13 protein-coding genes and 1 pseudogene are annotated in these 12,192 nt (G+C 34.6%); 3 read left to right on the plus strand and 11 right to left on the minus strand.

Annotated elements, in window-relative coordinates; all coding sequences use genetic code 11:
* Nucleotides 1-538: 538 nt before the first annotated feature.
* Nucleotides 539-748 carry a LysR family transcriptional regulator gene (locus BK583_RS18045; protein WP_269083164.1) on the minus strand — a complete coding sequence of 70 codons (210 nt, stop codon included), beginning with the start codon at nt 746-748 and terminating at the stop codon, nt 539-541.
* A 105-nt stretch (nt 749-853) separates the two neighbouring features.
* Between BK583_RS18045 and BK583_RS18050 the strand changes: the two genes are divergently transcribed.
* Nucleotides 854-1,573 (plus strand): PhzF family phenazine biosynthesis protein, encoded by a 720-nt coding sequence (locus tag BK583_RS18050; RefSeq protein WP_055735741.1) that lies wholly within the window; start codon nt 854-856, stop codon nt 1,571-1,573.
* Nucleotides 1,546-1,734: pseudogene (locus BK583_RS18055) on the plus strand (zinc-binding dehydrogenase); the annotation flags it as partial. The gene BK583_RS18050 and the pseudogene BK583_RS18055, both read left to right, overlap by 28 nt.
* A 504-nt stretch (nt 1,735-2,238) precedes the next feature.
* On the opposite strand, the gene BK583_RS18060 reads toward BK583_RS18055, so the two are convergent.
* The 8 genes from BK583_RS18060 to BK583_RS18095 all read right to left on the minus strand — a co-directional run bounded on the left by BK583_RS18060 (nt 2,239) and on the right by BK583_RS18095 (nt 8,418).
* Nucleotides 2,239-2,874 (minus strand): ATP-binding cassette domain-containing protein, encoded by a 636-nt coding sequence (locus BK583_RS18060; RefSeq protein WP_055735740.1) that lies wholly within the window; start codon nt 2,872-2,874, stop codon nt 2,239-2,241.
* Nucleotides 2,875-2,878: 4 nt separating this feature from the next.
* Nucleotides 2,879-3,556: a hypothetical protein gene (locus BK583_RS18065; RefSeq protein ID WP_055735739.1), complete on the minus strand. Its 678-nt coding sequence runs from the start codon at nt 3,554-3,556 to the stop codon at nt 2,879-2,881.
* A gap of 14 nt (nt 3,557-3,570) precedes the next feature.
* Nucleotides 3,571-4,599: a YcaO-like family protein gene (locus tag BK583_RS18070; RefSeq protein WP_055735738.1), complete on the minus strand. Its 1,029-nt coding sequence runs from the start codon at nt 4,597-4,599 to the stop codon at nt 3,571-3,573.
* Nucleotides 4,600-4,635: 36 nt separating this feature from the next.
* Complete coding sequence (locus BK583_RS18075) at nt 4,636-5,625, minus strand: hypothetical protein (protein ID WP_055735737.1); 990 nt, start codon at nt 5,623-5,625, stop codon at nt 4,636-4,638.
* The gene (locus BK583_RS18080) at nt 5,622-6,284 is read right to left on the minus strand and encodes a hypothetical protein (RefSeq protein ID WP_055735736.1); all 663 of its coding nucleotides are present in this window, start codon (nt 6,282-6,284) and stop codon (nt 5,622-5,624) included. The genes BK583_RS18075 and BK583_RS18080 overlap by 4 nt, the downstream gene beginning before the upstream one ends.
* Nucleotides 6,277-7,110, minus strand: coding sequence for an McbB family protein (locus BK583_RS18085; RefSeq protein ID WP_055735735.1), 834 nt, complete (start codon nt 7,108-7,110; stop codon nt 6,277-6,279). The genes BK583_RS18080 and BK583_RS18085 overlap by 8 nt, the downstream gene beginning before the upstream one ends.
* Nucleotides 7,111-7,176: 66 nt before the next feature.
* Nucleotides 7,177-7,389, minus strand: coding sequence for a hypothetical protein (locus BK583_RS18090; RefSeq protein ID WP_055735734.1), 213 nt, complete (start codon nt 7,387-7,389; stop codon nt 7,177-7,179).
* Between the two features lie 147 nt (nt 7,390-7,536).
* Nucleotides 7,537-8,418 carry a helix-turn-helix domain-containing protein gene (locus tag BK583_RS18095; RefSeq protein ID WP_055735733.1) on the minus strand — a complete coding sequence of 294 codons (882 nt, stop codon included), beginning with the start codon at nt 8,416-8,418 and terminating at the stop codon, nt 7,537-7,539.
* A 162-nt stretch (nt 8,419-8,580) separates the two neighbouring features.
* Between BK583_RS18095 and BK583_RS21335 the strand changes: the two genes are divergently transcribed.
* On the plus strand, nt 8,581-8,703 hold the full coding sequence (locus BK583_RS21335; protein ID WP_269083162.1) for a hypothetical protein: 123 nt from the start codon (nt 8,581-8,583) through the stop codon (nt 8,701-8,703).
* 774 nt (nt 8,704-9,477) lie between these two features.
* On the opposite strand, the gene BK583_RS18100 is transcribed toward BK583_RS21335, so the two are convergent.
* Together BK583_RS18100 and BK583_RS18105 are read right to left on the minus strand one after the other, a co-directional pair.
* The gene (locus tag BK583_RS18100; protein WP_055735732.1) at nt 9,478-10,536 is read right to left on the minus strand and encodes a hemolysin family protein; all 1,059 of its coding nucleotides are present in this window, start codon (nt 10,534-10,536) and stop codon (nt 9,478-9,480) included.
* A 41-nt stretch (nt 10,537-10,577) separates the two neighbouring features.
* On the minus strand, nt 10,578-11,909 hold the full coding sequence (locus BK583_RS18105; protein ID WP_055735731.1) for a hemolysin family protein: 1,332 nt from the start codon (nt 11,907-11,909) through the stop codon (nt 10,578-10,580).
* Nucleotides 11,910-12,192 lie beyond the last annotated feature (283 nt).

Here is a 12,192-nt window from a genome sequence, read left to right on the forward strand (position 1 = left end):
TTTTACTAAATTTAACCAAGTTTATTTTGCTTTTAGTTTATGACTTGTCATATTTTCTGTCAATAAATCAAGGAAATCACGACTCATACAATTTTTGATCTTGCATGGTGTAAAATAATATGGTTTAGGTAGTAAAAAAACTATCCTGCAATTTTAATGGCATAGACCCCTTTCTAAACAAAATACCTGACCATACAGTTCACAAATCCTTAACTCTTTATGACTTCTTCAAGAAATCTGCGAATATCTTCATTTTTTCTAACCCATCTATATTTACCCATTCTGAACAACATTCTCAGGTTTTTTATTTCTCATAAGATAAAAGATTAGAGAGCCAATTGATCCAATTTAACGGATGGTATCATAATGATTCTAAATTAATTTATGTAGAATCTTTTTATTTTTTTTGATAGATTCCATTAGTAGTTCAAGCATAGACTCCATGATTAGTCCATCTTTATAAATAAAAGATGTTTTAATAAATTTATCAACCTTATTAAGGGTGTGAATACGAACCATATCTTTTCTCTCGTATGGTTCAACGTAAGGTTCTCCCTGCCGAAGTTAGGGAAATTCCTCTATTATTCCTTAATAATAATTGACAGTTTAATTCCTTTTCTAATTGTTTAATTCTAATCGAGACGCTAGATTGTGAATATTTAAGGATAAAAGCAGCTTTTGAAATACTATTATGTTGTGATACCATCCAAAAAATTTTAAAATCATGATAATCCAATAATTTCTCCACCTTCGTGATTGATATTAATTTTGTTTATTGCTGACATTGTTTTTCTTAATTGTACACAATAGCAAGTAAGGATGTATATTTAAGATGAAAAAAGGAGGAAGTGAAATGTCATCTAATTTATTGTCAATTTTTCATACTAAAGTATTTCCTGTATCTTCTACTGGTGGAAATCCTTGTCCTGTTGTATTTGAGGGTGATAATTTATCAGATGAGGAGATGCGGAAAGTAGCAGAAAGCTTTATGGAAGAAACGGTTTTTATATTAAAGCCTTCTCTGCATGAAGCAGATGTGAAATTACGTTATTTTGTACCGAATCATGAAATGGAGATGTGCGTTCATGCAACAATTGCTTCTATAACAGTATTAGTTAAGGAGAAAGGTTATAGTAGTTCACCAATTCACTTAGAGACACCTTTAGGAATTGTAAAAGCTTATTTTCAACAAAACGAGGACATGGAAATTGATATTTTGGTTGAACAATTTCCACCTGAATACATTGTTAATAACCCATTGAAAAAGGAAATTGCTAAGGCTTTGAATATTCTAGAATCAGATATTGAAAGAAAGTGGCCAGTACAATCCGTTTCTACTTCAAGAGCAAAACTAGTAGTTCCATTAAAGAGTATAGATACCCTAAACAAACTTCAGCCGAATTTTGATTACTTATGGGAGGTTTGTGATGTTTATCGAACTACAGGCTTTTATCCATTTGCAATTAATGAAGAACAACTTAACACGGTTTCGGCAAGGCAATTTCCAAATAGAGCCGGTTTTAAGGAAGATCCGGCTACTGGTGCCATGCTCAATATACGTTTCTATTTATGAAGCCAAGCGGAGAACAATTACGTATAATCACTAATTATATTGAGACTGGTTTAATCAAACCTATAATTGATCGCGTTTTCCCTTTTGAAGATGCTCAACAAGCGATGGAATACGCTGAGTCTGGGAGAGCTAAAGGGAAAATAATAGTGAAAATTAAATAGTTACGAAAGAAATAATGTACTGCATAATGCCCGGTTAGCGAAAGAATATAAAAGACACTTCATCTTATTAGAAAATCAACATCTAAAGGGCGAGTTACAAGTAAGTAATTAAAATATTACTTTGGTCATAAATCGACTAACTAGAACTCTTCAAGGGGAGTCTTACCATTTTGGACGGTACGGTTATTTTCAAATGATTACTTTTTTGTGAATTGGTTTTATCTTTTTCGTCACTTGTCTTAGCGTCAAAGCATTACAAGTAAACTTTAAAAATTAAAGTTAGAAACGGCTATGAGAAGTACTTATTTCTAATAGCTTCTTTACTACACCTCGCTCCTCCATGGTTGATAACGACCCGCTTTGTTTACAGTTGCACTTTTTCTTTTCTTTTCATGGTACTGCAATTTTCGAAGCCAATCTTCATGACTTAATACACGCTCTCATTAAGGCGGCTTTGTCGATCTGCCTAAACAATGTACGATTAAAACAGCAACACTTTAATACTCAGGTAAGTGCTGTTGTTTTAATAAACTTTTTTTCATTTGACTTTATAATAGATTTATTTGAAAACTCATAAATATTAACATGATGTTGTTCACTAAATCCTAAGATTTCATGTGATGTAAATATGATACTTCTATCTTGGCTTAATAGATGATTAAAAATTGATAGCATTTGCTTCTTACCTTCCTCATCTACACCAGCAAATGGTTCATCAAACACGTACCATTCTCGATCCAAGAACGAAATAGTTATAAAGAAAAGTTTCCTACGCTCTCCACCTGATAGAACTGCAACCTCTTTATTCCATATATTCTCAAAAAAACTTTCCAAATTATAAAAACTAGCTTTCCTGAAAAATTGTTTCTTGTACGGCGTTATATTATCTAACGTAAAAACAAATTGAACAAAGTCTTTTACTTTTAGTCTCATCGAGAAATATAAACTTTGGTTTAGGTAAACAATATTTTCATTCCCCGTAATATTTCCATCATAGTTATTTAGAATGTTAGCAATACAATCTAAAAAGGTTGATTTTCCCGTCCCGTTTGGACCGTATAAAAAGTTTAAACCAGGATTAATTACAATATTTGTGTCATCAATAATATTTCTATACTTAAAATTCTCTACCTTAATCATACAATCACCTTCTCATTATAGAATTAACTTCGTATTTTTTAATACAAAAGAGTCCACTTAAAATAAAAACTATTGAAGAAAATACGTAGATTAAAATGTCAATGTGTGTTCCAATTGCCAATAATTTTGACGTGTATAGTAGTGGATTAAGATAATTGAATACTCCCGTCATATTAATTAGCATAAGTGAAATGAAAAATATAATTGTAACAACCGTATTGACCGTGTTAAAAGTACTCTTCTTAATCATCGTAAGGTTAATTGACAAAAACGCAATAGGTAAAGCCATTACTATTAGAATCATTGAGTAGAACATGGACAAAAAGAAATTAAGCTTATAGATTACAGTTGCTACAAGGTTTAGAGTCAAAACGCTGAAAAATGCAAAAGTAATTTGAGTTAAGATGTTAGCTACAAAAAATTGTGTTCTAGATTGATTGATTGAAAAGTATGTTTTCAATAATCCCTGTTCTCGAAGTCTTACAGCATGAAGCCCAACTCCAAACACATAGGATGACATGATTATAAACGACCAAAAGAAATTTAAATGCATTACGTCAGTGACAGCTTGACCGTTTGCAATTAAGAAAATAATTGGAAGCAACGTAGACCATATAAACGGCAATTTCTCTTTTAAAATCATCTTCATATTTAATACGTAGTAAGCTCGAACGACATTCATAATTAGCTCCTCCTCTAAGGAAACGGTATAAAATTAAGCTCTCGGTTAAGTGAACAGTTTGTTGCGTTCTCTATATAAAGATAAATATCTTCTTTGTATTTTGATGGGTTCATATGGGGAAACCAATTTAAATCTAGAACTTTCGTGACTTTTAAATGTTCATTCATTCGTTTTGATGGAATAGCAACAATTAGTGGGTTTATTCCGTATTGTCTATTTAGTTGATTCGATAAATCTTGTATATTAACAATCTCTTCCTTCGTTTCATCTACTTCATCTCTGATAATACTTACTGGAGAGCCTTCAAGATAACTATACAGCTTTTTCAATTCCTCAGGAGTCAATGAATCAAAATCTGCATGGTATTTATCTTTTGGGAGCTGTTCAGACGATTCTTTATTTGTATACTTTGAGAATTCAACGGCGAAATATTGTAACATTTCTTGCAAAGCTTTAACCGCAGCCTTTATGACATTTGATCCTGTACCCATACCAACTACCTTATTCTTATTACCATAACCAATTGCAAGTATCACATAAACATCGTCAACCATAGAAATATTGAAAAATTTCAACTCATCAATATAATTAAACAGGTATTTCTGATAATTTTCAAAAACAGGAGATTTCGTCTTAATTATTAGTTGTGTCCCCAACGATTGAGAAAGATAATTAAAGAGTAAAGATTGCCTTTCTAAAAACTCTAGAAACGAACTTTTTATAGTGTAGCTTGATTGATAATGTGAAGACATTCCACAAGAATCTACGAATTGATCTTCAAATACGACTTGCCCTGATGGCACCTGATGCACTCTTCCATCTATTAGGGAAACTGCATTTAAATCCTTTGTACTAATTGAATTCGAATTAACAAGGACTTCCCGTTCAAAAAATTCCCCTAATGTACTCACGATGTTGTTAATTGCGTACGGTAAAACACATTCATAAGACTTTACGTCCACTTTCTCGTTTTTTAGTATAAATATATTACTGTGATGAGATTGAAAGTGATCACGATTTAACGCCAGTGTAATTCGATTCATTAAAAATCCATGATTTCTAATAATGAGCCCACCTCTCTATAACAAGATACATTCTGGTGTGTTCCTAATATCTTGCTTTTTAATGTTATAAATTTGGTTAATTGCTCGATTAAATCCACTTAGGATGTACTTCTTCTGTGGTAAACAATTATATAGATTTTTCGAAGCACACTTAATTGTCAAATTATCATCAGCACCAGGTAATACATGGTAATCAATTGATGTAATCCAAGAATCAACTTCAATATCTGGATTATTAGAAACCTCTAGCGGCTTTTCTAAACTTAAGCTCTCTGATAGATAGTCGACATATTTTACTACACCCTCATGAAATTTATCACTATAATTATTTAAATGCGACAAAGGGTTATTTCGGATTTGCCATTCAATAGTATATGCTTCAGCCAACGCTGTACGGAAAGCAGTATAGAAATCTGAATCTAAAGCAACCCCGGATGCTTGAATTCTATTATTAGCAATTAGAATAACAAATACGGTTACACAATTGGTAATGTTTTTGGAGAAAAACATTTCAATTCTCTCGCTATAAAAAGCAAATGAGTTGATCAGTCTATGTAAATCGTTATTGATCATGACCTTAAACCCTAATTTCTTATACCAAAACAAATACATTTCATTTTTCTCTAATAGCTCAGTTAATGCTTTTTTCTTAATATCTACAGAACATAACCCTGATGCACTTCCGGTCGTGTCACTGTGGCCATAGAAATTGCTTTTACCGTAACCAAAATCTGTTGAAAATCTTTCAATTTCGCTTTGCCTAACATGATTATATGCCTTTACTTTAATGTTGTTTAAGTTTGCGAAGCCCATTCTTCGCCTTTCAAGATGCTCTTGATATGCCTTAATTAAAGATATGTGCTTTTTCTTGTCTATTCCTGTACTTGCTGATGGCGTATTCCCTTCGACTGTTTGAACGCTGCCTAAATTGGTGTATGATATATATGGATTTACTAGAAAGTCATTCACGACTGTCCCATAATTTTTTTTACCGGTAAATATCATTTTTTCTCACCAATGAAGATGGTCTTAATGTGGAATTGTTTTCGAAGGTTTAGTCCTAATACGTAGGTCCATGGCTGGTCAGGAATAAATATAGTTCTCAACCAATGCACAAGCGTCAAATGACTCGTCACTTTTCCAAACCATTCCCCTATTTGAACCAATCCATCTCTATAACCTTGTCTACCTAAAATAAAAACCGCTTCTTCTATGCTAAGAAAAAAACTAAGAGACAAATGAAATTCTCGCCGAATAGGTTGAAGTAATTCAACTGAATCGTCAATTTCCTGATATTTCACTAGATATCTGTTTTCAAAATCAAATGTGTAAAAACCTGTTTCAAGTTCAAATTGATCTTTGAATACACCTAATACTGGAAGCGTGAAATTTAATGAGTCAGTATCTATATAGTGTTTTAAAACATTAGTAATATGCCACAAACTCTCATGCAATTCATCAAAAGAATAACGTTTTAAGAAAGTGTCTGCATGTATCACTCTTCCTCTTTTTTCTTCAATCCAAGTGCTTCTAATTTCATCTTTACCTAATACACTGTTAATGTCTGTAATGCGCGTTGTATTTTGATGAAATTTCAACACATCGTTTAGTGCTTTATCATCAAGTAACATACTTTTTGCTTCATCCCAATAGTTACTACTCATAGCAATCACACATTTCCCAGTGATAAGTTAAATCTTCTTGCTTTGTCCCTTGTTCAATAGAAAACTCATATGCTTTATTAATAAAATGATCAACATCTTGTTCAAATTTGAAATCTCTTACAATGCTTTCGATAGCGGGTAACAGATCATTTGCACTGAGCTTTGATTCAACATTAAAATGCGAGACTCTACGATAAATTAAGTCGATTATGGTTTGGAAATTTGGTCCACTCCCGGTAACTTCACCTCGGAGTTGGGTTTCTAAACTATAATAAAAGCATTTTGGACAAGGGTTCTTCCACTTGTCTTTACTATAATGAGACACATAAATGCTGTGGTTGTAATAAAACATCACCTTAATAATTGCCGATTTTTGTTTAATATCATTAACAACTTCAAGAAACTCTTCTAAGATAAATGGATTCAAAAAGATAAAAACTAAATCACCATCTCCTACTTCATGTGTCTCTTTTAGCGATGATTTTAGAAAAAATCGATTTGAATCAAATAGGTCTTCTACAAGATAATTAAAGGTTTCTGTCATTTTATCGTTATTAGAAAATAAAAAAATATTTTCATAATCTATTGTTGGTTTTTCATAAGAAGAGAATATCCTATTCTGTAACAAAAATCGACTCACTTCTTCACCCTTATTTGGAAATTGATTAGCCAAATCTTTCGATGATACTGACACAATTCTATTGCTTTCCAAGTCCTTAAGATATTGCTTTAATTCTTGATCATTAATAACTACTGTTGATCTCCCTGTTTGAATGACACTCGCTTGTTTTACATCATTGATTAGATATGGGTTCACTTTGTACATATCAGCACCTCTTTTTTTAAAGAAGAGCACTATTTCAATGTGAAATAGTGCTCTTCAGTTTTCATATTATTCACCAAATAGTTTTGAATACCGTTCCTCTTTTTCTACATCTCCTGCCCCTGAGCAGCAGCAGCAACAGCAGCAACAACAACCGCCACCGCCACCACCGCCGCCGCCACCGCTGGCTAATACCGGACCTGAGCTAGCGCCAACACCTAAAGATGTCGGATCAAGATCGCTAATTTTTTGTGCTGTTTTACTGTTTGGTTTGATTTCCATTTGTATTCCTCCGTAATTTGTTTTTTGTACACTCTGATTATATAAAGGTCGTAAAAAACATGAATTTGGTCTTAGAGGCCAAATACAGCAAAAAAACACGAAATCCTCAAAGGAACCGTGTTCAGTCTGTTATAATTATGAAGATATTCATTTATTAGCACTTAATATTTCCTTTTTTCTTTTAGTTATTGTTTCTATAACGTTTTGCTTGCCTTCAATTGTAAAAATCACTTCTGCTTTATCTATTGCTTGTATAGCTTCCTCAATATGACTTAGTTTCCAGTGGGTGTAGCCAGATTGATAATAGAAATTCCCTAAAAGGAACATTGAGTCTTGTGCTCTAATCATTTTTACAGCTGCGTCACAATAAGTTAAGCATTCATTATAGAGTTCAAGATGAAGAAGAATTTTAGTGAAATTGTAGTGAATCTTTATCTTACTTTTAAAATCTACATTGACGTTAATTCTAAGATCTTCGATTAGACTTTTATATCCATTGTATGCTAAGTCATATTGCTCCGTTTCTCCATAAATAACACATAGGCTATTCTTTATAGAAAAATCTAACTTTGAATTTGATTTTTTTGATGTTTCTTTTGATTGGAGTGCATGTGTTAACATTTGAATTGACCCCTTAGCGTCACCTTCAATGTAGTAAAGACAGGTGGCTTCCAACCATAAAAAGTACCGATTACCTTGATCATCGTTAAATAAAGGGTTATTTTGCTCTAATTTACAGAAATCATTAAGCTCTATGTAATTCTTTTCTTTAAGCATTAAATCTACTTGATGAATTACTTCATTGACATATTCTACATTATCAAATTTTGAATGGTTTATTATATCCTCAACACTGATTCCCATTCGATCGGCAAATTGAACAAGCAAGTAAGATGAAGGAATAACATTCCCCTTTTCAATTCGACTTATTAATCCTTGGTCACATATACCTGCAGCCAAATCACCTTGAGTTATTCCATACCTTCGCCTAAATTCTCTAATAGCTTGACCAATTTCAAAACTTTTCATGATAAGCTCCCCTTTATAATATGACTATATTCATAATTGTTACAATAATCAGTAGGTAAAATTCTGTATTTGGTGAAATTTGCGCAAAAACAGCTATAAACAGAAAATCCCGTCAAATTTGTTTTCTTTTATACTAAAAAAAAACAAAACGGGGGCAATAACATGAAACAAGTAATTTTAATTTTATCTATTATATTTGCATTGCAAGCAGGTTCTTTTGAAGACAATTATCATGCCAAACAAGCAACTATTGAACCTTATAATGACTTACCATACGAACATTAATTTTCCGATTTGCTATTTTTACCATTATTTTAACATCTTTTAACGGAAACATCCAGATGCCATATTGATGAACTGCAGACAAGTATTCGTATAAAATAGTCTGTTGCTAACCTCAGCAAAATTAGTAACTTACAAAAATTAAACAATACTTCTTTCAAATCTATATAAAGAAATAAACAAAAGCTTTAATAAGTAAAAACTCCTTTATAACTTCAATAAAGGAGTTTTTACTTATTTATGGTTTTAAATCTTCTTCGTTATCTCGATCTGTTGCAGTTCTAAGGACACATCGTAAAGGCTTAGTTTGATAAAAAAAAGCTGTTTCTTTGCTTTACACAATACGATCATAAAGCTCATGTATGCTTGTTGAGTATTGCGCTTGATTTGCTAGGTTCATGTTCTTCAAAATGTCCACTATAACCGTTCCCCCATTAAACAAAGTATTACATTTGATAAGAACAATCTGCCAAAAAGCACGAAACGACCAGACTTTTGTCTGGCCGTTAACGTAACATCTATTCTCTATAAAACAAAATCAGCTTCAAGCCCTAAAACTTGTTCCCTTTGAATTCCTTTAACTCAGATGTAACATTCAACATTGAATGGATTTCCTGTTTTGCTGCTATTAGCTTTAATCGCTATTTTTTCACCTGAACGAAGCTTTTGTTCATCTTCTTTTGAGAATGTATAACTCAGACCAAATTACTTAAAAAGGCATGTCCAGTGTGTATAACGCTCTGCGGTCTTACACTAAAAATCCCTAAAGGCTTTCGTTTACGTTGCCAAACCGACGTTATCGTAATCTTCTTCTTCCAAGTCACCGACAATTTCACTTAGAATGTCTTCCATCGTCACAAGACCGCTTATGTCACCTTGATCATTTGTCACCATCACCATATGGGTGCGTGTGGCTTTCATCTTTAGGAAGACATCTTGTATGATCAAAGATTCTTTTACACGTGGAATGTGGTGCAAGTACGAATCGATCCCGTTGGCACGACCTGCTGCGATACTTGTGAGCATTTCTTTCGTGTTTACAAAGCCAACGATCCTTGTTCCTTCTTGGTTTACAACGGGATAACGGGTGTATCCTTGTTGCTCAATGGTTGTTAAAATGTCATCGATCTCCATGTTTTCCTGTAACGTCACGACTTGCTCTTGCGGAATCATGATCTCGCTTAATGTTCGTCCATCAAATGAGAAGATGTTTTCCAAGTAAGCTAGCTCAGTTTGGTTAATTTGTCCGCTATTGTAACTGTCTGAGACGATAAGCTTCAACTCTTCTTCTGAGTAGACGGTCTCATGCCCTGCTGGTTTAACGCCAAACCACCCTAGTAACTTGCGGGCTGATCCGTTTAAAATGCGAATGAAGGGTCCCATGATGACCCCAAACCAGTAAAGGGGAGGTGCTAATAGAAGCGTCATCTTCTCTGGAAACTGGATTGCAAGTGTTTTTGGCGCTAATTCTCCAATTACCACGTGGAGAAAAGTCACGATAGCAAGGGCAATGGCGTAAGACATGGCAGTTGCCAATGTGTCTGGGACGCTGTAGTAGTCAAAGACAGGTCGCAGGATATTTTGAACAGTTGGTTCACCTAATGCACCTAGCACAAGTGCTGTAATGGTAATCCCAAGCTGACAGGCAGATAGGTAGTAATCAAGCTCATGTGCCACTTTCTTAGCAAGAACCGCTTTTTTGTTCCCTTCTGAAACGAGCTGATCAAGCCTTGACATCCGAACCTTTAAAATCGCAAACTCTCCACCGACAAACAGTCCGGTCAAAAGAATAAAGAGTGCGACAAGGGTTAGATTTATACTAATAAATGGGTCCAATTCATCCTTCTCATGTAGAGAAGGGTTCACCTCCGTATCATTTAAGTTGCTTGAGTAAGCTTAACTGGTTGGGGTTGCGTCCACTTTACTTTCTTAACATGGTGTTCGTCTGCTTCGACAACCGACCAAACATGGCCTTCTACTTCCATTTGAATGCCTTCAATCGGTCCATCCATGACGTGACTGTTTTGTAAGAGCCAGCCACCGATGGTATCCACGTGTTCACGATCATGAAACACCAATCCAAATTGCTCCTCTAAATCATTTAACAGCACACGACCGTTAATCAAGTAATCGTTCGGTCCGACTTGTTCAATATCGCTTTCTTCATCCCGATCGAATTCGTCACGTATTTCCCCGACCAATTCTTCAATGACTTCTTCCATTGTGACAAGACCTGCCGTACCACCGAATTCATCAATAATGACAGCCATATGCACTTTTTCTTTTTGCATTTTGTGCATCACATCTTGAATGCTCGTTGCTTCAAAAATAAATGGAAGCTCGCGCATATAGGACTTAATGGATACATCTTTTCCAGCAACAATCGCTTGAAGCATTTTCTTCGCGTTGACGACGCCAATAATATTGTCTTTGTCGCCATCTTCTATAACTGGGTATCGCGTATAGTTGTAGCGATCCATTAACGCCACTAGTTCCTCTATCGCCATGCCTTCATGGATGGTAATCATTTCTGTACGTGGCACCATAATGTCTTTTGCCACATGTTCGTCAAATGAAAAGACGTTCTCCATATATTGAAGTTCTTCTTTATCAATCGCGCCGCCTGCATAGCTTTGCGCCATAATAATTTTCAGTTCTTCTTCTGTGTACGCTTGATCATGACCAAGCGGCGTGACGCCAAACACTCTTAACAATAAACGAGAGGCACCATTTAACGTCAGAATAAATGGGTACATTAGTTTACCGAACCAATACAATGGTCCTGATAAAAGCAACGTCATTTTTTCCGAGAATTGAATTGCCAATGTTTTAGGCGCCATTTCCCCGATGACAACGTGTAAATAGGTCACAAGTAGAAACGCAACCGCATAAGAAATAGCAGATGATAAGGAGTCTGACACATTAAAGAAGTCAAACAAAGGATACATTAAACTACTTACAGCAGGCTTACCAAGTGCACCTAAACCTAAAGCTGTTACGGTAATCCCAAGCTGACAGGCCGATAAATAGTAATCGAGGTTCTGCGTAATTGTTTTGGCGACAGTCGCCTGTTTATTTCCTTCCGCAATCAGTTGATCAATTCGTGAGCTTCGGATCTTGACGACCGCAAATTCAGAAGCTACAAAGAAAGCGGTTAATGCTAAAAATAGTACAATGAGCAAGAGATTAATAAATATGCTTACTTCCAATGATTTCCCTAAAGAAGGGATTCACCTCCAAGAATTGTTGTTGTTTCAGTCACTCTCAGAAACAGATTCACTTTTCTCTTTAGCTCCTCAATCTTTTATGAATGACAAAGAGGGCAGCTTAGAAAAGCAACCGTTTCTTGCGCTAGTTCCGTTTGATTTCTGTTAAAAAGCGTCGCCTTCCCAATGGGTGTCCCTCCCTATCGTATACGTATTGTTGGCTAAACACCTTTACGTTCGAGCTTCCTCACGTATTTGGTGTAAGAAGAGTATAGCAAATTCCCGT

The sequence above is a fragment of the Shouchella oshimensis genome (genome assembly GCF_002019765.1).
Classification (GTDB): Bacteria; Bacillota; Bacilli; order Bacillales; family Bacillaceae_D; genus Shouchella; species Shouchella oshimensis.